Origin of the sequence: Ruegeria arenilitoris, from assembly GCF_013032855.1 — a bacterium.
Classification (GTDB): Bacteria; Pseudomonadota; Alphaproteobacteria; order Rhodobacterales; family Rhodobacteraceae; genus Ruegeria; species Ruegeria arenilitoris.
In genome coordinates, this window is sequence record NZ_WQDA01000004.1 from 36,973 (window position 1) to 63,425 (window position 26,453).

The window sequence follows — 26,453 nt, forward strand, 5'->3', positions numbered from 1 at the left end:
AGTCATTCGCGGAACCGAGGGATCAGTTCGACGCGGCCATCAGCTTGTCGTTGTGCTCGCGCAGCGAGTCCGAAACGATCGCGTACCATTCGCCGGATTCACGCATTTCGTTCAGGCCCTTGTTCAGCATGGCCAGGTACTGCTTGCCGAACGGGTTCGAACGGTGCGCGATGAAACGCAGCGACGACAGCGAAGTCACGAAGGGGTTCTCGATCAGGTCGTTCTGGTTCAGGCCCATTTCAACCATGGTGTCCGAGAACAGCTGGACCTCGAAGGTTGCAACATCTGCAGTGCCGGTCAGCACGGCATCCAGACATTCCCGCGCGGTGATCGGCTGCATCAAGGTGATGGTGTCGCCATTGATCAGACCTTGCTGTTCCAGATCGTGGATGAACCAGCCGTCCATGCGGCAGATGGTCGACCCTTTCAGCTCGTCAAAGGTGGTCGCGTTGGCAAACTGGCTTTCGGGCAGGGTGTAGAAACCGACCACGATGTCATAGACTGGGACCGACGAGTCGAACTGCGTGCAGCGCACCTCGGTTTCCCAGGACCATTCGTAGCTGCGGTTGGTGCAGTCCGGCATGTTCCATGCCATCGACACGTCGAACGCGCCCAGCGGCAGCAGGGTTTCCAGGTGCGAATTCCAGTCGTCAACAAAGCTAACCGAATAGTCGCGGGCGTTGCCGCCCCGTTGCAACGAGGTGGTTGCCAGACGCGGGATGATGCCACCGCCATTCAGCGATTCATCTGCGAAGGGCGCCCAGCCGTTACCGGTGACCAGTTTGATCGGCGGCTCATAGACGCTCGAGCGTTTCACGCTTGCAGCGCGCTGTTCTTCCGCGGCGATGATTTCCTGCGCGCTGCGGCCATTCGGCAGGCTGCCGTCTTCACAGGGCAGGGCCAGAACGATGCCCGGCTCAAGCGAGTTCGGGTTGGTGATGACGTTGCGGTTTGCGTTGAAGATCGGCTGGTAGTTCGATGTGCCGTAGGCCGCGATGGCGATGGTTGCCATCGTGTCACCGTCCTGAACCGTATAGTTGGTACAGGCCTCCTGAGCGGCGGCGGCGCCGGCGCTGAGGGCGGTTACTGCGGTGGCTGCCGCCACCAGTTTCTTCAGATTGATTTCAAACATGTCCACTTCCTCCAGACTTTTGTTTTGTCAGACCTTGCCGGCCCTTATCCGTTTTCCATTTGGTACCGCAGGGCGGTCGAGACGATGTCGCGCCATTCGCCCGATTGCTGCATGATCGCCAGACCCTGATTGAGCGTCTCGAGGATCGCTTCCCCATCCGGATTGTCCTTGTGGGTCATGACGTTGAGCGACTTGATCGCCGCCAGGTTGGGGTTTTCGATGATCTTGTGTTCATAGCCCAGCCGACCGATGGCCTCGACGGCCAGATGCGCTTCGATGGCGACCAGGTCAGCCCGCCCGTCCATGACTGCGTGGAAACACTCGTCCGGATCGACGGGGCGCAAGATGGTGATCGCAGGCTCATAAAGACCTACAGCGTCCATGTGCGAGGTTGACCAGCCCTCGGGGCGGCAGATCGTGGTGCCGACGAATTCCGCGTAGCTGAGCGAGGTTTCGTAGCCTGAACCATCCTTGGCGAAGAACGTGTCGACCACTTCGTAGAACGGGTTCGAGAAGTTGTAGGTCTCGCACCGGTTCCGGTCGCTCTCCGAAAGTGCCTCGGCTTCTTCACAATTCGGGCGCGACCAAGGGAACGTGGCATCGAAGGCCAGGGTGGGCATCAGCAGGTCCAGATGCGACGACCAGTCGTTCACGAACTGGATCTTGTAGGCCTGTTCCGGCGCCGCCCGCAGCATCGCGGTTTCGACTAGGTTCGTGTACAGACCGCGATTGGGCAGGGCTTCGTCCGTAAACGGCGCGTAGTTGCCCCCGGTGATCAGCAGCAACTGCCGGTCGCGGATCTCGGGGCGGGTGCCGTCACCGGCGTTGCGGATCAACGCGGCACCTTCTGCGCGGGCGGCCTCGATTTCCTTCTTCGCAGCGGCCTTGGCTTCGATGACAGCCTTGTCGCTGGCCTGCTGGGCCTCCGCAACGCGGGCTTCGGCCTCGGCGATGGCCTTGGCGGCACGTTCTTCCGCGGCCTTGACCAGTTCGGCTGCCATCTCGGCGGCCATGCGCTCGGCCTCGGTTTCCGGTTCAGGCGCGGCGCGGCCGACATCCTCGAGGCAGGGGAAGGTCAGAACGTCGCCGACGCGGATGATGTTGGGGTTGGACCCGATCGTGTCGCGGTTGGCGTCGTAGATGATGCGATAGTCTTCGGTCGCATAGACCTTGATGGCCAGTTCACGCAGGCTGTCGCCGCGCTGGATCTCGTAGGTCGAGCATGCCTCTTGCGCCGAGGCTGCCCCCGTTGCTGCCGCCAGGGCAATGCTGGATATGATCAGGTGTGTTCTCATGGGTCCTGTTGCTTTGCTTTTGTTATTGTCGGGCCGTTTTGATGACGGCGATTGAAATGTTGTCCTGATCCGGGTCACCCTTGGCGATCAGTGCCTTGAGGAGGCTGTCGGCGATGTCCTGGGAGAGGGCCGAAGTGTTGTCCTGAAGGATGGACTGGATGTCGTGGTTGCCCAGATATTGCAGCCCGTCACTGCCGAGGATGAGGATGTCATCGGTCGTCAGTTCCAGCGCGTCTTCGGGGCAGTCTACCTTGGGGATCGCCGCGCCCATGATGACCGAGGTCAGCTGGTTGCGTTCGGGATGGGACTGCGCTTCGGCTTCGGACAGCTCCCCTCGGGTTACCTGTGCGTCGATGACCGGGGCCATCGAATGATCTTCGTTGATCTGAGACAGAACGCCGTCGCGGAACAGGTACAAAGGGCTGTCGCCGATCGAGATCCAGAACACTTTGTTGCCCAGCAGCAGAACTCCCAGCAGGGTCGAGCCCATGTTGAAGCCTTGGTGCTGGTCGTCGCCATACCCCGCCACGGCCGCGTTGGCCTGCATTGCGGCCATGGGCAGCGCATCCAGCAGCGTATTCTCGGTCAATTCCGGATTTTCCAGAACTGCGTCGAGCACTTCGCACCAGGACTTGACCACCAGATCCGAAGCCACTTCGCCCGCGGCGTGACCGCCCATACCGTCTGCCACCACGACATAACCGGCGTTGGCGGCATCAAAGACCCGCGAGGCAACCGCGTCTTCCTGCGTGTCGCGCTGACCCTGATCCAGGATCAGTGCAATGTCATATGCCGGAGTAGCCAGCATCCGTTATGCGTCCCGCCAGTCGAAGTTTTCGTCACAGAAGGCCACGAACCGCAGCGATGTTTCGCTGATGCGGATCAGGTCGCCGCTGGACAGCGGCACGGTGCTGAGGACGGGTTTGCCGTTCAGGCGCACAAGGTTTGCCTTGCCGCCATGGCCCAGATAGCATTTGCGGTCTTCGGGATCATAGGCAATGACGGCGTGGTTCGACCGCGAAATCCCGGTGTCGCCAAAATCCAATTGGATCGCCTGGTCATCGTTGCGGCCAATCTGCATCAGCCCTTCGGTCAGTGTTATGCTGGACCCCCGGCCGGGGCCACTGGTCACTGCCAGCCAACCGACGGGGAATGTCGCGCCTGCGGTTTCGGTTTTGGCTACCGGCTCGGCTGTTTCGATCAGTTCCTGCACATGTGTGTCAGGACGCTCGAACCCGAGGAAGGTGGTCTTGACGCGCGACCGACGATCCGAGGCCGGCGCTTCGGCTGCTTCCGGAGCGGCTTCGGGTTCTTCGGGCTCGGTGGCCACATGTTCGGCATCTGCAGCTGCTTCGTCCGGGGCAGTTTCGATTGCAATGGGTTCCGGCAGCTCGAACGGCGTCGGCGCCGAGGCCTCTTCCTCTTGGACTTCCTCCGGATCGGGTTCGGCAGTTTCGGCCATGACCGACTGGATGGTCTCTTCTTCTTCGGTTGCCGCAACGTGCAGCGTCACGACCTGTTCGGCTTCTTCCGGCGCTTCAGGCGCGGCTTCGGCTGCTTCTTCGCTCTCTGTTGTCTCTTCCACCGCCGGGTCGGTCTCGGCGAAATCGGGCATCTTCTCTTCCGGAATCAGCTCGTCGGTTTCCTCGTAGCTGTCCGTGCTCAGGTTTCCACCAGCCAGTGCCTGGCGCAGTGCATTGAAGTCCGCAATCGGCTCGGCCTTGTCGGTCGTTTCGACTTCGGGTTCCGACCCTTCGGCTTCTTTGGCTTTGCCGGCACCCTCGAGAAGCCGGCTGAGTGGGCTTTTGTATTTGAACATGGTGTCGACACCTTTTGACTACTTGCACGGGCTTAGGTGACCCGTGGGGCTGCTACGAACCTCTGCGCATGGCGCAGCGGCACTGATGAAGTTGGAAACCTGAAACACTCTTACCTTCCGCGGTGGGCCTGTCCCCACCAGGAGGGCCAAAACGCGGCATCCTCCTCAGCAAACACAAACTGGCGGATCAAATACGTACCGGTCTGATCACTCCTGCGCCAAAGGCATCACGGCGGTTGTTTCCGCCCCGTTTCTAAGCACAACCAAACGTGCTTCGGGCTTGTTTTCGGAAACCAACGCGTTCAGCGCGGTATCCAGACTGTCGGCAGCAATCATCTCGGTTCCCGAGACGGTCTCGCGGACAAGAATGTCGCCGGTCTGCAGGCCACCTGCCGTTGCGGCCGGTGCTCCGGCAACAACCGTCTGCCATTCGGGCAAATCGGCGCCGCGGGCTTCGAACGAGTAACCGTTGGCCAGCCCGAACTCGCGGATTGCGGGCAGGGCCAGCAGGCCGTTCTGCGCGCGGGTCTGTCCGATGGGGCGATACCGCGCCGCGACACGGATATAGCCGTCCGGGTCAACCTGAAGGTTGTCCAGAACCTGCGCAGCAAGCGTCGTTCCGGCGCGCACAGGGCTGCCGTTCAGGGTATAGATCGCTGCGCCTCGCTGAACCCATTCACCGATCGTGGACATGTCCTGGTCGGCATGCACACCGGTGATGGCGATGATGTTTCCGGTCGAGGCGCGCCGCTGCGAAGTCGAGAACGGGATTTTGACATCCCAATGGGCATAGCTGACTTGGGTCTCGGCCAGATTGACCGGAGCGCTCGGTGCAACCGCCGCCACTTCGACAGGTTGTTCGGGCTGCGCCGCTTCTTCCTGTGTTTCCACCGCCGGCGGTGTGACAGCCGCTGCGGCCTGCTCGACAGGCTGGTCTTCTGCCACCTGCTGTTCTGTTTCGGTTGCTGCTGCGGTTTCTTCTGCCTTGTTTGCTTCGGGCGCGATCACTGGTTCGGCCGTCTGCGTTTCGGCAGGTTTGGCCGTCTCGGTGGGCGTCGCGGTCTGGATCGGTGTCGGGTCCGTCTCGGTCGAGCCGCCGGACATCACGAAGAATCCACCAGCGGCCAAAATCGCGATTGCGGCGACACCCGCGATCAACTTGCCGTTGCCGCCCGATCCTTTTTGGACAACCGTGTCCACTGCTGCTGCGGGCTCGTCCTTCTGGGCAAAACTTGCCGGTCCGTCGTCGTTTTTTTCGCCATGCCCAAGAGCCAGATCGGAATTGCCGGCCAGCAGGGCTGTTACAACCGCTTCGGCGTTTTCGCTTTCGGCTTTGATGCGGGCCTTTTCGGCCTCTTCGTCCTTGCGGTCCAAGGCCACGATTACCGAAACGGGGCGATAGGCAAAGCTGTCGAATTCGACACCGGGGCCGCGGAACATCCGCAACCAGTCCAGTGCAGATTGAAGGCGGTCAGTCGCGTGGACCTCCATGGCCTTGTCGATCGCCCCAAGGAAGCCATCCGGGTAACCTTGGAAGCGACCGGTCAGCGGCTGATAGGGATCTTTCTGTCCGTTGTTGAAGGCATTCAGGCGCGATTGGCCGTCGATCGGGCGCTCGCCGCTGATCGCGTGGTAGAGCGTTGCCGCCAACACATACAAGTCGCTGCTGGGACCCTGCTCGGAGCCGCGCACGTAGAACTCGTGCGGCGAGTACCCATCCTTGATCACCCGAAGCGTCAACAGGGCCGCCGATTGGTTGGCAGCCTGCTCGCGCGCGGCGCCGAAATCGATCAGGATCGGTTCGCCGTTTTCGTCGATCAGGATGTTGTCTGGCGAAATGTCCCGGTGAAGCATCCCGCTTTGGTGGATGAATGAAACCGCGGACAGCATCTTTTCGGTGACTTGGACGATAAAGTCCGGGCCGGTTTCGGTCTTGGGGTCCTCGATGTAATCCAGCAGATCGCATCCACGGATCAGGTCCATCGCGATATACGCAGTATCGTTGTCTTCGAAGACCTGGTGCACGTCGACGATATTGGGGTGGACCAGGCGAGCATGGTTGCGGGCTTCCTGAATGAACAGGTCGATGATCGCGCGCAGGTCGTCCTTGAAGGCCGGATCATTGGGTTCGACCAGGTCACCGTTGCGGCGGCACAAGGCACCCGGATAGCATTCCTTGATGACCACATCGCGTTCCAGGCTGTCACGCGCCAAATACGTGATGCCGAACCCGCCATTGCTGAGGAAGCGAAGAATTTCGTACTGGCCGCGCAGCAGTTTCGCGCCCGGTTGCAGACCTTGAATTTGAGGTTCGTCGTGCGATGCACCGACAGCCTGGTTGTGGTTCATTTCTTCCCGCCCATCATTCCAAAAACTTGCGGCCAAAATAACCGGGCAATCAGCCCACGAACACACAACCAACACAACCGCAGGACACTTGAGAACGGTTAGACGTTTCAAATTTGACTTTAATGGGGCCGCCTCGTGGCTTCACTGAGAACGGTTTCGGGCGCAGATCAATATATTGATCTAATAGCTGATAGAGTACATATATGTAGTGTCTCCCGGCGAACAAAAAGGATTCAGTCCGGGCGCCAGACGACCCATGGTCCACGGATTCGAAACAATGGAATCATGATTCCAGTGTTAACGATTCGCCGCGCCGCGGCTCAATCTTTGCGGGAATGACTCAGGTTCCGGTCTTCGGAGGGGCCGAAGCGACCGTGCTGCCGGCCCACGCCAGGTTGTCGCTGAGCTGCGCCAGTATGCTGATCGCATCCTTGAGTGGCCCTTCGCCGCTCTCGAATTGAAGCAGCAGAAGCAGGTCGGTGGCCTTTTCGAACTCGCCCGGAATCCAGTCGGCTTCGGGATCGATCTCGGACCCGTTTTCCAGCCGTTCAGCAAAATCTTCGACAATTTCCTGACAGCTTTGCAGGAAGGCGGCCGGTTCGATGTCCGAACTGTCGCGCAGGTCTTCGTAAATGCTGGCGATCGCCGCCAGCCAGTCTTCGAGGATCGGGTTGTCCAGCGGCGGCAGCGCAGATTCCAGACTGGGCTGTACCGTTCTGGTGTCCGAGGCTGCGGCTTCGCCCGCGCCGGTCAATGTCTCCAAGAACGGCAGGAAGTCAGCGGCAAGGTCCTGCCGCGCGGCCTCCAGATCCGTTCGGCGGCGATGCGATGCAATTTCAAGCACCTTCTCCGCAAGGTTCTGGCCGCCGCAGGTTTCCCACAAGGCGAAGTCCGGTTCCGGCTCTTGCGCCATGGCGCGAACGGCAACTGGTGTCCCGATCGGTACGATCGCGCGGAACATGCCCGACTTCTCCTTCTCCAACCGCGACAGAACGCGATCGAGGGCGTCGCGGACAGGGGGCAGGTCCGTGTGAGTGACGGCTAGCAAGCTGTTGTCGCGCAGGTTTTGCGGGACTTGTGCCCACAAATGGCGCTCGGTCTCGCGCCAAGCGTTGGTTCCGTTCGTGCACCAGATGGCGCAATCGACGAATTCCAACAAATCAAGCGTTTGTTTGTAAGTGTCGTCCAGCGCACCGGAGCCGGGCAGGTCGAACAACGAGATTTCGCGCAGGGCAGGGGTGTTCAGCCCCACCGAGATAAAATCAGGATTGTCGGCCGCGGCCTTTTCCAGGGCGATGCCGGAATAAACCTTTGGCTCGCGGTCCCACCACCCAACGGTCGTTTCAGGCGTGTCCGCATAGGTGACAATCACCAGAGGCAATTTCAGATGTTGCGGACCCGTGGGCAGGATGTCAGCTCCGGCGAGCATGTTGGCAAGGCTGGACTTCCCGGCGCCGAATTCCCCGGCAAAACCGATTGAAACCGCGTTTGACAAACGCTCGGCGTGGGACTGTGCCCGCGCGCGCATGTCGTCCAACTCGGGCGTGGACGGAAGGCGTTCGGTTGCGGTCAGAAAACGGTCAAGCTGACGCACTTCCGTCTCGGTTCCGGGAAATTCAATCACTCGGCGGCCTCCGCTTGTCGTTCGTCGCTGTGTTCAGCGCCAAAGGTCGATTGCAATTCGTCCGCGATCCGGCGTGCGCGGTCGAAATCGACCTGCGCCTGGGTGCGCTCACATGTCTCGCCCGTCGCGGTGCGGTTTTCAAGATGCCCGGCGAGCAGGGCCAGGAAATGATCCAGAGCGGTATTCAGGCGCTCCAGCAGGTTCTCACGCGCGGTATCGATCAGATCGTCTCCGATCATCTCGAATTCCTGCACGATCATGCGCTCGGCGCGAGAGACGACGGATTTCCGCGAAATCAGACGCGACAACCAGTTCACCCGCAACTCGACCGTAATCCCTCGGGTCAATGCGGTGGTATCCGGACGGAACCAGCGCACGGCACTGGTGTTCATACGGCTGTCGGTCGGCTCCTGCCAGCCCGGCAGGGACCGCAGAGACGCGTTGGCCTGCATGTCGATGGCATAGAGTTCGCTGAGCATCCGCTGGCGAATGACCTGAGTCGCACCCTGCACCAGTTCGCGCATGCGTTCGCGCAACGGTGTAAAGTTCAGTTCGGTTGCGCCACCTTTGGCAAGCAACGGGGATTGCCCGTCGGGTCCGCGCACAACCGATACGACGGCTTCGGCCACGGTGTCATCCATCACACCACGCAAGTTTGCCAGAACATCATCCATGTCGCGGGTGATTTCTGCGGTTTTGTCCGATACAAGCTTGCGCAACTCGGCGAGGGTCTTGTCATTCTCGCCAGCCGCATCGTCCGAAGGTTGGCCATCTTCTTCCAGCGCGCGGAGGCGGGCCTTGCTGCGTTCCAGCTCGCCCTGGGCAAAGCCGTTCAGATGTTGCCACGCCATACGCAGTTGTTCGTTGCGCGGGCCGTCAGTCAGCGCGGTGGTGACATGCCGGCGCAGATCGGGCAAGCCCGAGGCGATCATCGCGGCATACCGCAGAACCGCCTCGCGGCTGATGGGGCCGGGGCCGCGTTTGATCTCTTCGACGCCGGCAAGGTACTGCTTCATCTGTTCGGGATGCGCCCGCAGCCAGGCGAGGATGTGATCGTGGTTGACGCCGGTTTCGTCCCCGGTCAGTGCGTAATGCGCCCACTGAGCGCTGCCCATCAGAACGTCGATGCTGGACTTCCCCAGAGCCTTTTCCAACCCGTCCAAAACGTCGGCGCGTACTTTCGCCGCGTCTTCCGCACCGCCGCCCAATTCGTCGACCCGGTTGATGAAAACCACGATCTGACCCAGCTCAAGCGCCTGCATCAGCCGGAACAGTTTCAAATCGGCGCGCGACAGGGCCTGGTGCGCGGACAGAACCACGACGAAAAAGTCGGATTCCTTGAGGTACTGGCGCGAGATCTCTTCGCGGATCAACAGCGGATCATTGACGCCGGGCGTGTCGGTCACGGTCAGCGGGAACGGGAAATGGCCCAGATCAAAATACACCTCGGCCTTGCGGGTGATGTCGCTGTACAAACCCCGGTCCGAGCCCGGATCATGTTCGGCTTCGTCGGTCGGATCATCCCCGGCACAGACATAGCGGGCAAGGTCATCCGACGTCAGTTCTTCGAGGTCGTGATGCTGGCCCATCAGCTGTTCGAAACTGTCACCCAGGCGCAGACGAGCGCGGTTCTTCATCGCCTCGACCTGCTCCTCGATCATCTCGCGCTTATAGCTGTCCTCATCGTCGGGGAACATGTTGCGCAGTTCTTCGCCTTCGGCGATCAGCGCCTGCCATTGGCGGTTGTCGAAGAAATGGAATTCGGCCCCCGATGTGCGCCCGGAGGGATGTCCGAAATGCATGTCGGTGATCACGGTCGTCCACGGGTTCACGTCCGACGGCAGAAATTCTGCCTGTCCCGTAAAGCCGTTGATCAGGCGGGACTTCCCGGCCTTGATCTGCCCGACGAATGCAATCGATGGTTTCAGGCCGCTGAGATCGTCAACGATGCGAGAGATGAACTGACAGGTCTCGTCATTGCTCACCTCTTTCATTTCGCTGGCGATCCGGATCAATTCCCGGCGGTTGGTTTCACTCATAACACTACCCTAAAAACTGGTACCCAAGATTTGCTTAAAACTTAACTTCAACTGTCGCGAAAGCGGTGTCATCAGACCGACTCCCGCAGAGATTTCCACAGGTTGACGACGGCACCCAGCTTGCGCGCGTCATGTACGGCGGCGGCTGTATTGCGACCATCCCGGACCAGTGCGACACCCGCGCCCTTGCCACCTGACGGCCGCATGACGATCAGTTGCGGCTGTTCGAGCAGCCCGGTATTGTCCGCATCCCATCCCGCCAGGTCCTGTGCGAACCGGGTCAACAGATCATCCGAAGGGTGAAGAGGCTGGCCATCGGCGCACACGCCATCGAACTGGTGGGTCGCCCCCTCGGCACTTGTCAGCAGACGTCCCATGGCGAACCGCTCGGCGCCGTCGAAGAAAGCCGCGGCTACACTGAGTTCTACACTTTCAGCGCTGTCCTGCTCTTTCTTGTCCTCGACGGGATCCGGGACAACCGAAACCCGCGGCTCTGACGGCAGAACGAGCTCGGCACAGGCTTTCTGCATCTCGCTGAAAGTGATGCCGACGTCATCCGCCTCCAGCGGCCCGTCCGGTTTCAGAGACACCACTTCGATCGGAGGGGCGATCGCTGCCAGGTCGGACACGAGCCGCGCCAGCTTTTCGATCAGCGCTTCGCGCGGTTCGGTTTCGAAATCCGGAAGGGCGCCGGTGCTTGCCGAATAAACATCCGTGATCCGTGAGCTGTTCACCTCGATCGCCAGGATCGTTCCGTTCTGGGCGTTGAACTCCAAGCGTCTTGGAAGAACCGTTCCCCGGATCAGGTTCAGTATGCTGGCCCGCCGGGCCTCGGCCGTGTCCCCGGTTAACCGAACGGCCGGCGACAAACGGGGCGTCGCAGACCGCCCGATGTTTTCGAGCATGTCGATTATGTCTGTCGCCATCATGCCGTGACCCCCTCTGGTCCCGTCTAAACTGCGGCCGCTACCGGCCCCAGGCTGAGATGTGATTTCGTAAGCGTCAGCCCGATATTCGCGCTGTCGCGGCAGATGTAGCAGACCACGTGTTCCGGATAGGCCCGGGTCCGCATGAAGATGTGTAGCCGGTCGTTCGAAAACACCGAGATTTCCCCAAATCCCGGGTTCTCCGGATCCTGTAGTCCGGCCGAGGCCAACAGCGCTTCGAATGCTTGAACGCCCCGGCCCTGAAACAGATTTGCCACCGCAATGGCGAGGGTTTCCAAGGCTGCACCATCCTCGGTCCCGGTTGCCGACATGCCCAGAAGCATGCCCGTTTCCATGTCGACATATCCCGCTGCGATGCAGTCGGGAATGGTCTCCATGGCGGTGGTCAATGCGGCGTCAATCGTCATCTAAAGCTCTGTTATCCCTTATTAAGCCCAAAGGCGCAGCGGTTCGAAACCGTCGCGCCGCTGAGTAGCATTGCCGTTCGGGATGGGAAACGGTTTACCGTTTCCAACGTGTCCCATGAGGCCCGGTTACAACACATGCCACTCCGCCCTGTCTTTCGGATTTGGTACCGGTTGAATCCTGTCCTGTTCGTCGCGCCCGGTGTGCTCGTGAGCGATCTTGTCGAACTCCTCAAGAAAGGCCTGGAACACGGCGTGCAGCCCGTCCACGTCTTGGGGGATATCTTCACTGGCCGCGATTTCCCTCCACATCGCCGCCGCGCTGAGCGGAGCTCCTGCCGGCACGCTCAAAAGGTGTTCCAGCGAGGTTTCGCCTTCGCCGACCTGCTCACAAGGCGCTTCGGGTTCCTGGTCTTCCGGGGTCTGGGCCGCAACCAGGCCGTTCGATTCCGGCTCAGGTTCATAGGTCGTGGCATCGTCACCCTGTTGCTGGGACAACAGCGAAGCAATGGACGAGACCGAGTCTTCGACACTGGGTGCCGGGGTCTCGTCCTGTTCGTCTGCTGCCGGTGCGGGGGACTCGCCAACCAAACGTTCTGACAGCGTGGCCAGCAGGTCTTCGTCCTGGGCACCCTGATCGTTGGTCTGGTCATCGGCGTCTGCGACCAGCATTTCGTCGTCCTCGAAATCGAGCGTATCGTCATCGACCTCGTCAAAGTCTTCGTCGTCCAGCTGAGTCACCGCAGTAGAAGTTGCGGCGACGCTGAGCCGATCCTCATCCTCGTCCCGGAACAAGGCCCGCAAATCGTCATCGGGCACCGGCGTCATTTCGGCGCGCAAGCGGTCGGCGTCATCCGGGTTGATCCGCTCGCGTTCGGTCGACTCGCCGCGGCGCTCCACCCGGGCCGGTCGAACCGGGAAGGTTGCGATCACATCGTCCGAGTTCCGGACCGCCTCGAATCCATCATCCTGATCCAGCGGGTTGGTCAACTTGAAAGGCGCGGGCTCTTCGGCTGCGGTCTGGCGATCGGATCGTTCGGGACGCACCGGTTGAACCGGGGGCGTGCCGGCGAGGCTCTTGTCGATCTGGTAGCGGGCAAGTTTTTCCGCACGGCTGTCCATGATCTGCTCGGTGATCTCAAGAAAGCTGTCGATCATCTTGCCGCCGCCGCTGCGCGACCACAGCTCGGCGTCGCCCGTTTTGTCACGCGCGATGATCGCGTCACGGGCGGAAAACAGGATTGTCCGATTGAACAGGTGCCCCGCTTCGCGGTTGATGCGGCGGAGCACTTTCTGGCGGTCTTTCAGATCCAGTGCGTCCGCGCGCGTGACCAACAGAAGCGAGTTGTGCTGAAGCCGTTCCGGCAACGAAACCCACGTGGCGCGTTCGGTCTCGCGCCAGGCCTGCGTCGAGTGCGTACACCATAGCACCCCGTTGGCTTGACCTACCGCACGGCGCCAGACATCGGCCTGAATTTTGGGGTCCGAAATGCCGGGCGTGTCGATCAGGTCGACGGCCTCGAGAATGTCCGCTTCAAGATAGATGCGGATGAACTGCGCGTCGTTGACGCCCACCTTGTCCAATTCGTCCAAACCAATCGGAGAAGTGGTCCCGTCATGGCGCTGGACGTAAGCCGGTTTGTTGCCCCAACTGAACCAGACCGGCGGCAGCTGGGTGGCCGTCACCTGCGTCGGTAGGGCCTGCTTGCGCAGCAGGAAGTTCATGAGCGTGGACTTTCCGGCGCTGAACTCTCCCATCAGCGCAAAAACCGGTTTGCGGCGGGACCACTGCTCGATGCGTTCCCATGCCCGAGGAGAGACGAAGCGGATTTGTGAATCTTTTGCCATGGCTTTCTTACGCTGCTTCGTTGCTGAGGTCTTTGAGGATGTCGCCGAGGATTTCGTCACGTGACTTCTTCGGCTCGAGCCCGGCCATCAGGTCCGGGGCGGTCCCCGGTGCCTTTTCGGCGGATTGCGAGATGCTCAGAAGGGTTTCCTGCTGCTCGCGCATGAAATCCGACAGGACGGCCCGAACATTTTCCAGAACGGCTGCGATCTGGGTTTCTTCGAGATCCTTGGTGATCGAATTGGCTTCTGATGCGATCAGGCGGGTGTAGTCCGCCGCATAGGCTTCAAACCCTTTCCGGCGTTGCCACCAGCGACGCCACCATGTGCTTTGAAGGTCCAGCGCGATCGTTCTGCCAATGCCCAATGGCGGCGGTACGCGCGGCACAATGGGCGCCTCGATGCTGAATTCGCCCAAGTGGTTACCCAGAAGCTTCTGATACAGGGCCTCGACATCCGCTGCGGCTGCGGAATACAGCGCGCTGGCGTCCTTGCGCATTGCGCGGGCAAAGCTGAAATAGGCGGCCTTCTGAAGGGTACGAAGCCCGGCCGGGTCGTATTGCCAGGTGCCCTGTTCGCCGTTCTGCTCGAGATGCGCGATCAACGAGTCCGTTGCACGTTTGACGAAGTTTGCCTCGGCCGAAGCCAGACGTTCCAACACCTTGTCGCGCAGGGACGTCGTCAGGGCGGCAGCTTTCTTGTCATATTCGGCCGCGACGGTGGCGATCGCATCTTCGGGTGACACGCCGTCAAGATCGCGAACAACGCCGTCTCCGCCCGACAGGCTCTTTGCGACCGAGGTGGCGCGAATCTGACTTGCGATGTTGCGGGCGCGGTGACGGACACGGTCCAAAAGACGCGTTCCTGCGCCTTGGGCGATACGTTCGTTCATGGCCAACAGCAGGTCAGGCAGACCAGAAAGGGCCCAGATCTTGTCCAGCGATGCGGCCTGATCTCCAAAGCCGGCGGCCAGATAGAACGTGTTGAGGGCCTGGCGGGAATCGTCGGTGAGAATGTCCGGGTTGCCGGTCAGCGCGGCCTCGGCCCACAACGCACTGCCGAAAACAACGCTGGTGCTTGTGTCGATTCCGTTTTGCTTGAGTGTATCCTGAATTCGGTCGCGAATTTCGGGGACTTGCTTGACCGGGTCGGTCAGCTCGTCGATCCGGTTGACGAACAGGACGATCTGCCGGTTCTCGAACTGCGCGATGATCCGCATCAGCGCCATGTCCATAGTGGTCAGCGCCTGGCTTGCCGCCAGAACCACGACGCAGACCTCCGATCCGCGCAGGCTGCGCAGAGTGATCTGTTCGCGCACCATGAACGTGTCGTTGACGCCCGGCGTGTCGCACAATTTCAGCGCGATCGGGTACTGCGGAATGTCCATGTACAATTCCGCGGCTTTGGTCACGTCGGCGAACCGGCCCGTTTTCGGGTTGATGTCCGGATCGTCTTCGTCACCCAGGCAGACATAGCGCTGGATCAGCTCTTCGTCGAAGTAATCGTATTGGTGGCTTTGGCCTAGGATCAGGTCAAAATGCTTGCCAAGGCGTTCCTCGGACTTGGCCTTCATCTGCGCGATCTGACGGCGGATGTCCTCCATCTCGTCGTCGGCGCCTGCGCGATTGGCCAGTTCGCCCAAACGGCCACCGCCGACCATAAGATTGTCCCATTCTTCCTGCTCGAAGAAGGTGAACTTGGATCTGTATTCACCGGGCATGCGGGTGTTGATGTTCAGCGTGGTCACGACCGAGGTCCACGGGTTCACATCCGACGGCAGCAGACCGGGCCGACCGGCCAGAATGTTGACGATCGAAGATTTGCCCGCCTTCACCTGGCCGACGAAAGTGACGCTGGCGGTGAAGTTTTCCATACGGGTCTTGAGCGTGGCCAGCCGCGCAGTCGAGCGCGCATCCGCCACCTCTGTCAGTTGGTCGATCTGTGTCGTCAGTGCGGACATGGCTTCCGACATCGGCGCCAATGCCTCGTTTCCTACAGACAAAAGGTGGTCGTTGCGGGCCATGTTCAGCCTCCGGTTCCGGTTGCAGCGATTTGGGTATGCCCGGATTCCGTCAAACTGGCAGGCGCCATGCCTGAAAAGCTGTCGATCCGGGCGATCAGTTCGAGAGCGTTGCCCAGCATCTCGGCCTCGGTTCCGGGCGAGATGGTATCGAAGGCGCGCGAATCGGCCAGCACTTCGATCGAGCTGAACCGGGTGCCATTGTCCAGGCGCGCGACCCGTCGTCCGGTCGGAAACCCATTGGATTTGGCCGATGGAAGGGGCATTCGCGCATTTGCCAACAGGTATTCGTTGCCCTCATGCGTCTTCAGGGCAATGCCGAAACCCGTGTTCGGGAATTGCTGGTTGAGGTTTTTGAGCTCGCCGACAAAGCTTTCTCTTGCAAGAAAGACGACGTCTTGCTCGGTGGCAGCGGAGTTGATCTGTTCGGTCACGACTGAGACCCTTGTACTGGAGTTGAGCAAAAAACTCGTACGGTGCCGAAAAGGCGAAAAAGACTCATTAACTCCTTGGTAGACAGAATTACCTTCATCGCGGTGTTATTTTGACGTGATTGAGATATTTTGGCGTTTGAAATGTGGCGCAATTATGGTGGCCGTTGCATGACAATGCCGCAACTTCAGGATGTATAAACCAAAACAGGCAAGACTGCCGGGCTTGGATCAGGGGTGTGTTTCGGCGTGCGATTGGGTTAGTCGTGATGAATTCGACAGATAGCTAGTATTCAGTAAAATAAATGAAAAATAGAAAACCAGATCAGAGGTTGAGTGCACGCCACGGCAGAAGGCGGAGGGACCGAATTGCTATGGGTTCAGTGTGGGGTTGATGAGGGTGGTCGAGACGTCCCCATGCGACCCACAACGTCAGCGAGAATTTTGTATTTTTTGAAAAATTGGGAATGTGTCCAAAAACAGAACAATTATGGCGTTTTGTTTCGTTCCGAAAACGACGGGTTTCAGCCTTAAGAATTCCATTTGGCAATAAAAATATACCGGGAAGCCGGATGCCACACATTTTGGCGCTGTTGCGCGGGTCGCTCTTCCTCTCGCCTTGGTCATTTCCATTGTTTCCGAACGGGGGTCAATATTCCGCCGCAGACGGCAAGATTCCCTCTCGCGCTTGTCCAAAAGGTTTGTTATCAGCCCTTCCATTCGGCGCGTCGGCGCCGTGTTGCGGGTGTGGCGAAATTGGTAGACGCACCAGATTTAGGTTCTGGCGCCGCAAGGCGTGGGGGTTCAAGTCCCTCCACCCGCACCATTTTCTTTCTTACCGATCATGCTGCGTGGGCGGATGCTGAGGCGCTACAAAGATGCCGCCGCGCGGCTGGCTTGGTCATAGTGGCCGGACAGGGCCCGCAGGTCGCGGGCCAGGTCCCTCAGATCCGGGCCCGACAGGTCGGTGGCTGACAGCCCCTCCAGCAGGCATTGCTGGCGGACTTTCCGGTAGGCGTCGCATAGCTCTACGCCCTCGGGCGAGGTGCGGTAGAACACCTCTTTCCCGCGCTTTTCCGACGTCAGCAGCCCAGCCTTTAGCAGCTTCCGCAGGGCGTAGTTCACGGTGTGGCTGTCCTCGATGTTCAGAAGAAAGCAGATGTCGGTCAGGCGCTTGTCGCGTCCGCGGTGATTGACATTATGCAGGATCAGGATGTCGAGCGGTCCCAGATCGGCCTGCCCGGCCGCCGCCATGCAGCGGGTCATCCAGCGGGAGAACGCGTTGTAGACAATGATCAGGCCGAATTCGAGTTCGGAAAGTTCCCAGCCTTCGCCCTCGGCCAGGTGGCGAGAGGAAACGATGCGGCGTGTGTCGGGGGAAGAATCGGTCATATTGCGGCCTTTTGATCTGCAAAACGCTGAGAAATTATCAGTGTTTTGGCACGAAGCGCGTGTGTTTTCAACGTGCTGACCTTTGGAGTCTGCAGTGATTTGGTCAAAACGATAACAAAACGTTGACAAATTGCAAACGTTGAGTCAGCTTCTGCGCCAGTACTCAAGCAGGGAGAGCCAAAATGAAACTGATGAAGATTGCCGGTGGCGCGGTTGCTGCGCTGGCCGGGTTGGCCATGCAGGTGCAGGCCGAGACCTGGGACATGCCGACGCCCTATCCGGACGCCACCTTCCATACCGTGAACATCCACGACTTCGCCAAGGACGTGGCCGCGGCCACCGACGGCGCCCTTGAAATCAAGGTCCATTCCGCAGGTTCGCTGTTCAAGCACCCCGAGATCAGCAAGGCAGTCCGCAGCGGCCAGGTGCCCGTCGGAGAGTTTTTTCTGTCGTTGCTGGCCAATGACAACCCGGCCTTCGGCGCAGACTCGCTGCCGTTCCTGGCCACCAACTATGACGACGCCCAAAAGCTGTGGGCGGCACAGAAAGACGTGATCAACGGTCTGCTGGACGAGCAAGGCATGATGGTGCTGTACGCGGTGCCGTGGCCGCCGCAGGGCCTGTACACCACCAAGGAAATCAACAGCGTGGATGACCTGGCGGGCCTGAAGTTCCGCACCTACAACGCCACGCTGGAAGAATTCGCCAACCTGGCGGGCGCCGCGCCCACGCAGGTCGAGGTTCCGGATATTCCGCAGGCCTTCAGCACCGGCCGGGTCGAGGCGATGATCACCTCGCCCTCGACCGGGGTGAATTCGAAGGCGTGGGACTTTCTGACCCACTACACCGACATCCAGGCCTGGATTCCCAAAAACGTGGTCGTGGTGAACAAGCGCGCCTTCCGCCGTCTGGATGACGCGACCCAGGCCGCCGTTCTCGAGGCTGCCGCCGCCGCAGAAGCCCGCGGCTGGGAAATGAGCCAGGTCGAGACCGCCAAGCAGACCGCAGTTCTGCAGGAAAACGGCATCACCGTGGTACAGCCATCCGAAGAGTTGATGGCTGGCCTGCGTGAAATCGGCGCGCAGATGCTCGAAAACTGGAAGGCCAACGCCGGCGAGGACGGTGCCGCGTTGCTGCAGGCCTATCAGCAGTAAACTACCCGAACCGGCCGGGCGCCAAACGCCCGGCCGGGTTCGACAACAAGGGGAGGGGATGGCGATGCTGCGGCGCAGTCTTGATTTCATCTATCGTGCGGCCGGCGGATTGGCGGCGCTGTTCATTCTGGCCATCGTCGTGCTGGTCTTTGCGCAGGTCGGGTTGAACCTGGCCGACAAGATCTGGGCCGCGTTGACCGGGCAGGGCGTGGGCCTGACCATCCCGTCCTATGCCGATTTCACCGGATTCTTTCTGGCCGCATCCAGCTTTCTGGCGCTGGCCTATGCGCTGCGCGCCGGCGGGCATATCCGGGTGACGCTTCTGATCGGGCGAATGCCCAAGGGACCGCGCCGCCTGACCGAGATCTGCGTGGTCACGATTGCCCTGGCCATGAGTGCCTATGCCACCTGGTATCTGGGCCTGCTGGTTCTGGAGTCGCTGGAATATGGCGACCGCAGCCCGGGCATGGTCTCGGTGCCGTTGTGGATCGTGCAGATGCCGGTCCTGCTGGGGCTGGCCATCCTGACTCTTGCCCTGTTCGACGAACTTGTCGGCCTGCTGGCGGGCCGCGCGCCCAGCTGGGACGGCAAGGGCGAAAACCTTCTGAGCGAATAGGGTCAGCAGATGTCGATTGCCACGCTTTCCATCATTCTTCTTGTTCTGCTGTTCGCCTTTCTGGGGTCGGGGCTGTGGGTGGCGTTTTCGCTGCTGGGGGTCGGGATCGCGGCGATGGCGCTGTTCTCAGATGCGCCGCTGGGGCTGGTTATGGCCACCACCTTGTGGGGGCACAGCAATTCCTGGGCGTTGGCGGCACTGCCGTTGTTCATCTGGATGGGCGAGATCCTGTTCCGCTCGCGCCTGTCCGAAGACATGTTCACCGGCCTGTCGCCCTGGATGAACCGGCTGCCGGGGCAGTTGCTGCATGTGAACGTCTTTGCCTGCGGGATCTTTGCGGCTGTGTCGGGGTCGTCTGCGGCCACCGCGGCCACGATCGGCAAGCTGTCGATTCCGGAACTCTCGCGACGCGGCTATCCCGAGAAGATGATCATCGGTACGCTGGCCGGCTCGGCCACGCTGGGCCTGCTGATCCCGCCGTCGATCATCCTGATCGTCTATGGCGTGGCGACCGAGCAATCCATCGCCCGTCTGTTCGTGGCCGGAGTTCTGCCGGGACTGCTGCTGGTGGGGCTGTTCGTGGGCTATGTCGCAATCTGGGCGCTGATCAACCGCGCCAACCTGCCCACCGAGGACATCCAGGCGAGTTTCGCGGAAAAACTGCGTCGCTCGCGCCGACTGGTGCCGGTGATCCTGCTGATCGTCGGTGTGATCGGCTCGATCTATGCCGGGATCGCCTCGCCCACCGATGCGGCCGCCGTGGGCGTGGTGCTGGCGCTGCTGCTGTCCTGGCGCGAGGGCACGTTGACCCGGGCCAGTTTCTTCGACGGGCTGATGGGGGCCACCGTGACCTCGTGCATGATCGCCTTCATTCTCGCAGGGGCCTCGTTCCTGACCGTGGCGATGGGCTTCACCGGTATTCCGCGTGTTCTGGCGGAATGGATCAGGTCGCTGGGCCTGTCCACCTTCACGCTGCTGGCGGCGCTGACCGTGTTCTTCGTGATCATGGGATGCTTTCTGGACGGGATCTCGGTCGTGGTGCTGACGGCTTCGGTCATCATGCCGATGGTGATGCAGGCGGGGATCGACCCGCTGTGGTTCGGCATCTTCCTGGTGATCGTGGTCGAGATGTCGCAGATCACCCCGCCGGTCGGCTTCAACCTGTTCGTGCTGCAATCGCTGACCGGGCGCGACATCCTGCGGGTGGCGCATGCGGCGCTGCCGTTCTTCTTCTTGATGATCGTGGCGCTGGTGATCATCGTGGCTTTTCCCGGCATCGTGACCTATCTGCCGAACCAGATGTGACGGGGGCGATGCAGGATTTTCCAATCATACGTACCGCCGGCGTGGACGGGCTGTTGATCAGCTTTGCCGCCGCACTCAGCGAACCGGCCAACCGCGCAGCGCTCGCCTTTCGCGCCGCGCTCGAGGCGGAGGGCTGGGCGGGGGTCGAGGAAACCTCGTCCTCGCTGGTCTCGGCCTTCGTCCGGTTCGATCCGCTGCGCCTGACACACGCCACGTTGCACCGGCAGGTGCAGACGCTGTTGGACCAGCGCGACTGGTACGCTGCCGACCTGCCCGGCGGGCGCAGGTTCTGGCGGGTGCCCACCGTCTTTGGCACGGATCTGGCGCCGCAGCTGGGGCAGGCGGCGCAGGCGGCGGGCCTGTCCGAGGCCGTGGCGGTCCGGTCGCTGTCCGAGGCGCGGGTACGGGTGCAGACCATCGGCTTTGCTCCCGGTCAGCCATATCTGGGTGAGTTGCCGCCCGCCTGGGACATCCCCCGGCAAAAGGAGTTGACCCCGCGCGTACCCGAAGGCGCGCTGGTGGTGGCGCTGCGGCAGCTTGTGCTGTTCTCGGTCACCACGCCGACCGGATGGCAACATGTGGGCCAGACCGCCATCCGTTTGTTCCAGCCTGATATGCCCCAACCCTTCCTGCTGCGCCCCGGGGATGAGGTGCAGTTCACCCCCACCGACCCGGAAACGCTGGCGCGGATGCGCAGCGATCCGCGCGGCGGCGCCAGTTGCGAGCCGTTGGCATGAGCACGCATCTGACCATATTGCGCGCGGGGGCCGGCCTGACGGTGCAGGACATGGGGCGACCCGGTTATCTGGACATGGGCCTGTCGCGCGGTGGTGCGGTGGACCGGCTTGCATTGGCCGAAGGCGCAGCGTTGCTGGGACAGGCCGACAGTCTTGCCGCCCTGGAAATGGCCGGTATGGGCGGCGAATTTCAGGCTGATCAGGACCTGCGCATCGCCCTGACTGGCGCGCGGATGCGGGCGCAGATCGACGGCGCGACCGCAGTCTGGAACGCCTCGCACCTCCTGCCTGCGGGCGCCCGGCTCAGCATTGGGCCGGCCGTAGCCGGCAGCTATGGATACCTCAGCATCGGCGGCGGGGTGCAGGGCGACCCGGTTCTTGGCGCCCGTTCGGCGCATCTGACGGCGGGGATCGGAGCCGTGCTGAAGGCGGGGGACCGGCTGGCGATCGGCCTGGACGCGGGCGGTGCAACCGGCATGACCTTCGACCCCGAGGACCGGTTCTCGGGCGGTGAAATCCACATCGTGGCCAGTTTCCAGACCGACCTGTTCGCCGCCGACGTTCTGGAGCGGCTGCAAAACACCGCGTTTCGCCGGGACGCGCGCGCCAACCGCATGGGCGTGCGGCTGGAAAGCGACGGACCGGGCTTTCATGTCTCGGGCGGGCGCAGCGTGCTGTCGGAAACCATCGTGCCGGGTGACATCCAGGTCACCGGCGACGGCACGCCCTTTGTGCTGTTGGCCGAGTGCCAGACCACCGGCGGTTATCCCCGCATCGGCACCGTTCTGCCCTGCGACCTGCCCAAGGTGGCGCAGGCCCCGGCCGGGGCCGACCTGCGGTTCCGCTTCGTGTCGCTGGACGAAGCGGTGACTGCCGAGCGCGCCGCGGCGCAAACCCGCGCCGCGCTACCCCGGGCGCTACGCCCGCTGATCCGCGATCCGCGCAGCATGTCCGACCTGCTATCCTATCAACTGATCAGCGGCGCCATCGCCCGCGAAGAGGACGTTTTGTAGAAAAGGAGCCTGTGTCATGGCACATCAAGTCGATCTGAACGCCGATATGGGCGAAAGCTTTGGCCCCTGGAAAATGGGCGATGACGCGGCGCTGCTGAAGATCGTGACGTCGGCCAACGTGGCCTGCGGGTTTCATGCGGGCGACTGGGACGTGATGGCCACGACGATGGCGCAGGCGGTCGAAAACGGCGTGGGCATCGGCGCGCATCCCGGCTTTGCCGATCTGCACGGCTTTGGGCGTCAGCGGATGCACTATCCCCTGCCGTCGCTGCAGAACCTGATCCGCTATCAGGTCGGCGCGGCGCAGGCGATGGCGCGGGCGGCCGGCGGACAGGTGCGCCATCTGAAATTGCACGGCGCGCTGGCCAACATGGCGTCCGAGGATCAGGCGATGGCGCGGGCATGCTACGAGGCGGCGCTGTCGGTGGCTCCGGATCTGATCATCATGGTTCTGGCCGGAACCGCCCAGCAGCGCGCCGCGCGAGACCTGGGCTGTCCGGTGGCCTGCGAGATCTTTGCCGATCGCGCCTACAACGATGACGCCACTCTGGTCGACCGCAGCCTGCCCGGCGCGGTGATCCACGACCCCGACCGTGCCGCCGCGCGCATGGTCGAGATGGTCAAGGCCGGGGCGATCATCACCGAAAGCGGCAAGCATATCCCGACCCGCATCGACACGATCTGCCTGCATGGAGACACGCCCACGGCGGTGTCGATTGCGGCCGGTGTCCGCCATGCCCTGCAGAAGAGCGGGGTTGAGCTCAAGCAGTTCGCCGGTGGCCCTGCCTAGGCTTCTAGATCGACGCGGCTGTTCAATGCGTCTCGCGTTCGATGACGCTGGGGTCCAAAAAGATACTCTCTTCGGGACGTCCGGGATCGACGAGCCTACGCTCCAGCAACGCGATGATCGCGTCAACGGCGGCGTCGATGGGGTTCCGGACTGTCGTCAGGCGGAATGTCGGCCATTTCGCCATGGCGATGTCGTCGAAACCAACAATCGCCAAATCGCCGGGTACGTTCAGAGACAGATCGCGCGCAGCCGATAGCGCCCCGATCGCCGTGGCGTCATTGGCGCAGACTAGCGCATCCAGAGAGGCGCGGGACAACAGACTGCGCGCGGCGCCGTATCCGCTGTCGACCGAGTAATCAGTCGGGTGTTCGGCCACGAGGTCAAGCCCCGCCCGATCCAGCGCCTGGAGGACCCCGGCGCGTCGCCGTGAAGACGAATAGAACTCCTCGGGTCCGCTGAGAAACCCGAACCGGCGCCGCCCCCGGCTGATCAGCAAGTCGGTGATCATGGTCATGCCATCGGCATTGCGGCAGCAGACATTGTCGACACGGGGCCCTTGAACGGGACGGCCTGACGAGATCATCGGGATGCCGAACCGCGCACATCTGTCGACGATCTCTTCGGACATGCTGCCGCCGCGCAGAATCAATGCGTCCAACGGATAGCGCAGCAGCTCTCGCAGCGCCTGATCCGTGTTGGCGCCGGTTCGGTCGATCAGAATGGGCCATTTCTTCAACCCGCTCAGGGCCTGGGCCAGTTCACCTACAAAGGCCGAGTCGTAGGGGCTGCGCATGTTGCCGACGAAGACGGCGACCAAATTTGATTGCCCGGCCTTGAGGCCAGCGGCCAGGGCATTCGGCTGATACCCGGTATCGGCTGCGATCTTGAGGATCCGTCTACGCTTCTCGGAATCGACATAGGCACCGGGCGTGAAAGCGCGCGAAACAGCTGAACGCGAGACGCCCGCAAGGTCCGCAACGGTCTGGGCCGTTGCGCGCCGGGGGCGTTTTGCGTCCTTGTTTCTCTCGCTACACATGCGGTTTGCGTTTCGCCTGTTCAGAGGGTTTCAACATTCTTGCAATGAATCGAATCTTTCATCAAACTGTCACGGTTGGAAGCTAGTGAACACGTGTGCACATTTTGCGAAAGGTGTCAGCCTTTTTCTGGATGTGAAATATGTCATCGGGGAAAATACCCCATAGTTTCCAGGGCTTTGGCCCGCCCGTAGGGGCGCAACATGAATCGGAGGAACTACATGATAAACGTCAAAACAGGTGCTGCTGCTGCCGCGTTCGCGATGATAGCGAATACGGTCTCGGCCGAAGTCGAGATTACTTGGTGGCACGCCATGGGAGGAGCCCTGGGTGACACCGTCAACCAGATTGCCGAGGATTTCAACGCGTCCCAGGACGACTACAAGATCACGCCGGTTTTCAAGGGCACGTATGAAGAGACCCTGACCGCCGGCATCGCCGCATTCCGTGCGGGTGAACAGCCCAACGTCCTGCAGGTATTCGACGCCGGCGCCGCCACCGTGATTGGCGCCAAGGGCGCGACCGTTCCGGTTCAGGACCTGCTGGAACAGAACGGCGTTGCGTTCGACATCGAAGACTATATCTCGGGCGTTCGCTACTTCTATGCCGACAGCGATGGCAAGATGATCGGGATGCCGTTCAACTCGTCCTCGCCCATCATGTATTACAACGTCGATGCGCTGGAAAAAGCGGGTGTGACGCCGCCGAAAACCTGGGAAGAGTTCCAGACCGTGACGGCGCCGGCGCTGAAAGAGGCCGGTTATATCGGCCTGTCGCAGTCGCATCTGCCCTGGATCTTCACCGAGAACTTCCATTCGCGCCACGACCTGCCGTTTGCCACCAACGACAACGGCTATGAAGGCGCTGACGGCACCAAGATTCTTGTCAACAACGACGCGATCAAGGCACATTTCAGCGCCGTCAAAGACTGGAAGGACAACGGGTTCTTCGAATGGTACGGCACCGGCTGGAGCGACAACCAGACGCCGTTCGAAGAAGGCAAGGTTGCCATCTGGTTGGGCTCGTCCGGTTCGTTCGGCGGCCTGTCCAAGAAGGACCTGCCGTTCGAATTTTCGGCCACCTTCCTGCCCTATTGGGAAGCTGTGACCAAAGAACCCAAGCAGACCTTCATCGGTGGCGCGGCCCTGTTCGCGATGGCTGGCAAGAGCGACGAGGAAAACAAGGCCACCGCGGCATTCTTCGAGTTCCTGACCAAGCCCGAAACCCAGTACATGTGGCACCGCGAGACCGGCTATGTTCCGATCACCACCGCCGCCTATGAAATGGCGAAGGGCGATGGTCACTATGACCGCGCTCCGGCGGCCGAGGTCGGCATCAAACAGCTGTCGCTGCCTGCTGGTGAAAACACCAAGGGCTATCGCATGGGCTTCTACGTCCAGATCCGCGACGTGATGAACCGCGAATATGGCCGCATCCTGACCGGTGAAACCTCGGTCGAGGACGCCTTCAAGGCGATCGAGGACGAAGCCAACGGTCTGCTCGAGCGTTTCGCAAAGACCCAGAGCTGATCCCACTCGCCAAGAAACGGGCGGTCGCAGAAGTGCGACCGTCCTCCCTTTTTCGGAGTTTTCATGAAACGCGCTGGTTTTTCCACTCGCTGGCTGCCGGTTCTTCTGCTGTTGCCGCAGCTGTTGATCATCGCGGTCTTTTTCTACTGGCCTGCCGCCCACGCGGTGCAGTCTTCGTTCTTCCTTCAGGATCCGTTCGGGTTTGGGTCTACCTTCGTCGGGCTGGACAACTACAGCGACCTTGCCGGGAATTCCGAGTATCTCAGTATTGCCTGGTTCACGGTGATCTTCACCGTTCTGGTCACGTTCTTTTCGCTGTCGATCGCGTTGTTGCTGGCCGTGAAGGCCGACAATGTGCTGCGCGGCGCCAAGACCTATCGCACGCTGCTGATGTGGGTCTATGCCGTGGCGCCGCCGGTGGCGGGTTTCATCGGCCTGATCCTGTTCAACCAGAGCTGGGGACCATTGACCGAACTGGCGCGTTCGATCGGGTGGGATTTCAAACTGGGCGTGAATTTCAATGACACCGCCACGGCGATGGTTATCGTTTCGGTCTGGAAACAGGTTCCGGTGAATTTCATCTTCTTTCTGTCTGGCCTGCAATCGATCCCGCGATCGGTGCGCGAGGCGGCTTTGATCGACAACCGCTCATCCACGGGCCGGTTCTGGGACGTGACTTTTCCCCTGCTGGCGCCGACCGGGTTTTTCCTGCTGATCATCAATATCACCTACGCATTGTTTGATACTTTCGGTGTGATCGACACGATGGTGAAGGGTGAGCCGGGCAACAACCCGATGACGTTGGTCTACAAGGTCTATGTGGACGGCTTCCGCGGCAACGACCTGGGTGGCAGCTCGGCGCAGTCGGTCGTTCTGATGGTGCTGGTTCTGGCCCTGACGGTGTTCCAGTTCCGGCTGGTCGAACGCCGCATCCACTACACGTAAGGAGGGCAGACAATGACCGAAGCACATACCCCT

22 protein-coding genes and 1 tRNA gene are annotated in these 26,453 nt (G+C 61.2%); 9 read left to right on the plus strand and 14 right to left on the minus strand.

Annotated features, from left to right (window positions below; all coding sequences use genetic code 11):
* Nucleotides 1-22 precede the first annotated feature (22 nt).
* The 12 genes from GOW72_RS13800 to GOW72_RS13855 form a co-directional block, all read right to left on the minus strand.
* Entirely contained in the window at nucleotides 23-1,132 is a 1,110-nt protein-coding gene (locus tag GOW72_RS13800; RefSeq protein ID WP_170341645.1) for a transporter substrate-binding domain-containing protein, read from the minus strand.
* Nucleotides 1,133-1,176: 44 nt separating this feature from the next.
* Nucleotides 1,177-2,427 (minus strand): transporter substrate-binding domain-containing protein, encoded by a 1,251-nt coding sequence (locus tag GOW72_RS13805; protein ID WP_170359584.1) that lies wholly within the window; start codon nucleotides 2,425-2,427, stop codon nucleotides 1,177-1,179.
* Nucleotides 2,428-2,449: 22 nt separating this feature from the next.
* Complete coding sequence (locus GOW72_RS13810; protein WP_170367232.1) at nucleotides 2,450-3,235, minus strand: PP2C family protein-serine/threonine phosphatase; 786 nt, start codon at nucleotides 3,233-3,235, stop codon at nucleotides 2,450-2,452.
* 3 nt (nucleotides 3,236-3,238) lie between these two features.
* Nucleotides 3,239-4,246, minus strand: coding sequence for an FHA domain-containing protein (locus tag GOW72_RS13815; protein ID WP_170367233.1), 1,008 nt, complete (start codon nucleotides 4,244-4,246; stop codon nucleotides 3,239-3,241).
* 207 nt (nucleotides 4,247-4,453) lie between these two features.
* A complete protein-coding gene (locus GOW72_RS13820; RefSeq protein WP_170367234.1) occupies nucleotides 4,454-6,595 on the minus strand; it encodes a serine/threonine-protein kinase in 2,142 nt (713 codons plus the stop codon).
* A gap of 340 nt (nucleotides 6,596-6,935) precedes the next feature.
* Nucleotides 6,936-8,219, minus strand: a complete 1,284-nt coding sequence (locus GOW72_RS13825; protein WP_170367235.1) for a dynamin family protein — start codon at nucleotides 8,217-8,219, stop codon at nucleotides 6,936-6,938.
* Complete coding sequence (locus tag GOW72_RS13830) at nucleotides 8,216-10,258, minus strand: dynamin family protein (RefSeq protein ID WP_170367236.1); 2,043 nt, start codon at nucleotides 10,256-10,258, stop codon at nucleotides 8,216-8,218. The genes GOW72_RS13825 and GOW72_RS13830 overlap by 4 nt, the downstream gene beginning before the upstream one ends.
* 71 nt (nucleotides 10,259-10,329) lie before the next feature.
* Nucleotides 10,330-11,184 carry a hypothetical protein gene (locus GOW72_RS13835; protein WP_244952435.1) on the minus strand — a complete coding sequence of 285 codons (855 nt, stop codon included), beginning with the start codon at nucleotides 11,182-11,184 and terminating at the stop codon, nucleotides 10,330-10,332.
* Nucleotides 11,185-11,210: 26 nt separating this feature from the next.
* Entirely contained in the window at nucleotides 11,211-11,612 is a 402-nt protein-coding gene (locus GOW72_RS13840) for a hypothetical protein (RefSeq protein WP_170367238.1), read from the minus strand.
* A gap of 126 nt (nucleotides 11,613-11,738) precedes the next feature.
* Nucleotides 11,739-13,457 (minus strand): dynamin family protein, encoded by a 1,719-nt coding sequence (locus tag GOW72_RS13845; protein ID WP_170367239.1) that lies wholly within the window; start codon nucleotides 13,455-13,457, stop codon nucleotides 11,739-11,741.
* A gap of 7 nt (nucleotides 13,458-13,464) precedes the next feature.
* Nucleotides 13,465-15,477, minus strand: a complete 2,013-nt coding sequence (locus GOW72_RS13850) for a dynamin family protein (RefSeq protein ID WP_170359567.1) — start codon at nucleotides 15,475-15,477, stop codon at nucleotides 13,465-13,467.
* Between the two features lie 2 nt (nucleotides 15,478-15,479).
* On the minus strand, nucleotides 15,480-15,908 hold the full coding sequence (locus GOW72_RS13855; protein ID WP_093963272.1) for a hypothetical protein: 429 nt from the start codon (nucleotides 15,906-15,908) through the stop codon (nucleotides 15,480-15,482).
* Nucleotides 15,909-16,646: 738 nt separating this feature from the next.
* Here GOW72_RS13855 and GOW72_RS13860 point away from each other — a divergent pair.
* Nucleotides 16,647-16,731, plus strand: a tRNA-Leu gene (locus GOW72_RS13860).
* 44 nt (nucleotides 16,732-16,775) lie between these two features.
* Here GOW72_RS13860 and GOW72_RS13865 read toward each other — a convergent pair.
* A complete protein-coding gene (locus GOW72_RS13865; protein ID WP_093963275.1) occupies nucleotides 16,776-17,297 on the minus strand; it encodes a winged helix DNA-binding protein in 522 nt (173 codons plus the stop codon).
* A 182-nt stretch (nucleotides 17,298-17,479) separates the two neighbouring features.
* Here GOW72_RS13865 and GOW72_RS13870 point away from each other — a divergent pair, with 182 nt between their 5' ends.
* The 6 genes from GOW72_RS13870 to GOW72_RS13895 all read left to right on the plus strand — a co-directional run bounded on the left by GOW72_RS13870 (nucleotide 17,480) and on the right by GOW72_RS13895 (nucleotide 22,912).
* Entirely contained in the window at nucleotides 17,480-18,451 is a 972-nt protein-coding gene (locus GOW72_RS13870) for a TRAP transporter substrate-binding protein (RefSeq protein WP_170367240.1), read from the plus strand.
* A gap of 64 nt (nucleotides 18,452-18,515) precedes the next feature.
* Nucleotides 18,516-19,067 carry a TRAP transporter small permease gene (locus tag GOW72_RS13875; protein ID WP_342355384.1) on the plus strand — a complete coding sequence of 184 codons (552 nt, stop codon included), beginning with the start codon at nucleotides 18,516-18,518 and terminating at the stop codon, nucleotides 19,065-19,067.
* Between the two features lie 9 nt (nucleotides 19,068-19,076).
* The gene (locus GOW72_RS13880) at nucleotides 19,077-20,372 is read left to right on the plus strand and encodes a TRAP transporter large permease (RefSeq protein WP_170367241.1); all 1,296 of its coding nucleotides are present in this window, start codon (nucleotides 19,077-19,079) and stop codon (nucleotides 20,370-20,372) included.
* Between the two features lie 8 nt (nucleotides 20,373-20,380).
* Nucleotides 20,381-21,109 carry a 5-oxoprolinase subunit B family protein gene (locus GOW72_RS13885; protein WP_170367242.1) on the plus strand — a complete coding sequence of 243 codons (729 nt, stop codon included), beginning with the start codon at nucleotides 20,381-20,383 and terminating at the stop codon, nucleotides 21,107-21,109.
* A complete protein-coding gene (locus GOW72_RS13890) occupies nucleotides 21,106-22,122 on the plus strand; it encodes a 5-oxoprolinase subunit C family protein (protein ID WP_170367243.1) in 1,017 nt (338 codons plus the stop codon). The genes GOW72_RS13885 and GOW72_RS13890 overlap by 4 nt, the downstream gene beginning before the upstream one ends.
* Nucleotides 22,123-22,138: 16 nt before the next feature.
* A complete protein-coding gene (locus GOW72_RS13895) occupies nucleotides 22,139-22,912 on the plus strand; it encodes a LamB/YcsF family protein (RefSeq protein ID WP_170341657.1) in 774 nt (257 codons plus the stop codon).
* Between the two features lie 22 nt (nucleotides 22,913-22,934).
* On the opposite strand, the gene GOW72_RS13900 is transcribed toward GOW72_RS13895, so the two are convergent.
* A complete protein-coding gene (locus GOW72_RS13900; protein WP_170359559.1) occupies nucleotides 22,935-23,948 on the minus strand; it encodes a LacI family DNA-binding transcriptional regulator in 1,014 nt (337 codons plus the stop codon).
* A gap of 219 nt (nucleotides 23,949-24,167) precedes the next feature.
* Here GOW72_RS13900 and GOW72_RS13905 point away from each other — a divergent pair, with 219 nt between their 5' ends.
* Nucleotides 24,168-25,475, plus strand: a complete 1,308-nt coding sequence (locus GOW72_RS13905) for an extracellular solute-binding protein (protein WP_409233626.1) — start codon at nucleotides 24,168-24,170, stop codon at nucleotides 25,473-25,475.
* Between the two features lie 63 nt (nucleotides 25,476-25,538).
* Nucleotides 25,539-26,420 carry an ABC transporter permease subunit gene (locus tag GOW72_RS13910; RefSeq protein WP_093963282.1) on the plus strand — a complete coding sequence of 294 codons (882 nt, stop codon included), beginning with the start codon at nucleotides 25,539-25,541 and terminating at the stop codon, nucleotides 26,418-26,420.
* Nucleotides 26,421-26,453 lie beyond the last annotated feature (33 nt).

Excerpts from the sequence above, each read along its gene's own strand:
- GOW72_RS13820 (WP_170367234.1), bottom strand. The coding sequence starts at position 6,595 with ATGAACCACAACCAGGCTGTCGGTGCATCGCACGACGAACCTCAAATT.
- GOW72_RS13815 (WP_170367233.1), bottom strand. The coding sequence starts at position 4,246 with ATGTTCAAATACAAAAGCCCACTCAGCCGGCTTCTCGAGGGTGCCGGC.
- GOW72_RS13865 (WP_093963275.1), bottom strand. The coding sequence starts at position 17,297 with ATGACCGATTCTTCCCCCGACACACGCCGCATCGTTTCCTCTCGCCAC.
- GOW72_RS13895 (WP_170341657.1), top strand. The coding sequence starts at position 22,139 with ATGGCACATCAAGTCGATCTGAACGCCGATATGGGCGAAAGCTTTGGC.
- GOW72_RS13910 (WP_093963282.1), top strand. The coding sequence starts at position 25,539 with ATGAAACGCGCTGGTTTTTCCACTCGCTGGCTGCCGGTTCTTCTGCTG.
- GOW72_RS13890 (WP_170367243.1), top strand. The coding sequence starts at position 21,106 with ATGAGCACGCATCTGACCATATTGCGCGCGGGGGCCGGCCTGACGGTG.
- GOW72_RS13905 (WP_409233626.1), top strand. The coding sequence starts at position 24,168 with ATGATAAACGTCAAAACAGGTGCTGCTGCTGCCGCGTTCGCGATGATA.
- GOW72_RS13840 (WP_170367238.1), bottom strand. The coding sequence starts at position 11,612 with ATGACGATTGACGCCGCATTGACCACCGCCATGGAGACCATTCCCGAC.
- GOW72_RS13830 (WP_170367236.1), bottom strand. The coding sequence starts at position 10,258 with ATGAGTGAAACCAACCGCCGGGAATTGATCCGGATCGCCAGCGAAATG.
- GOW72_RS13880 (WP_170367241.1), top strand. The coding sequence starts at position 19,077 with ATGTCGATTGCCACGCTTTCCATCATTCTTCTTGTTCTGCTGTTCGCC.
- GOW72_RS13875 (WP_342355384.1), top strand. The coding sequence starts at position 18,516 with ATGCTGCGGCGCAGTCTTGATTTCATCTATCGTGCGGCCGGCGGATTG.
- GOW72_RS13870 (WP_170367240.1), top strand. The coding sequence starts at position 17,480 with ATGAAACTGATGAAGATTGCCGGTGGCGCGGTTGCTGCGCTGGCCGGG.
- GOW72_RS13850 (WP_170359567.1), bottom strand. The coding sequence starts at position 15,477 with ATGGCCCGCAACGACCACCTTTTGTCTGTAGGAAACGAGGCATTGGCG.
- GOW72_RS13805 (WP_170359584.1), bottom strand. The coding sequence starts at position 2,427 with ATGAGAACACACCTGATCATATCCAGCATTGCCCTGGCGGCAGCAACG.
- GOW72_RS13835 (WP_244952435.1), bottom strand. The coding sequence starts at position 11,184 with ATGGCGACAGACATAATCGACATGCTCGAAAACATCGGGCGGTCTGCG.
- GOW72_RS13900 (WP_170359559.1), bottom strand. The coding sequence starts at position 23,948 with ATGTGTAGCGAGAGAAACAAGGACGCAAAACGCCCCCGGCGCGCAACG.
- GOW72_RS13800 (WP_170341645.1), bottom strand. The coding sequence starts at position 1,132 with ATGTTTGAAATCAATCTGAAGAAACTGGTGGCGGCAGCCACCGCAGTA.
- GOW72_RS13845 (WP_170367239.1), bottom strand. The coding sequence starts at position 13,457 with ATGGCAAAAGATTCACAAATCCGCTTCGTCTCTCCTCGGGCATGGGAA.
- GOW72_RS13885 (WP_170367242.1), top strand. The coding sequence starts at position 20,381 with ATGCAGGATTTTCCAATCATACGTACCGCCGGCGTGGACGGGCTGTTG.
- GOW72_RS13810 (WP_170367232.1), bottom strand. The coding sequence starts at position 3,235 with ATGCTGGCTACTCCGGCATATGACATTGCACTGATCCTGGATCAGGGT.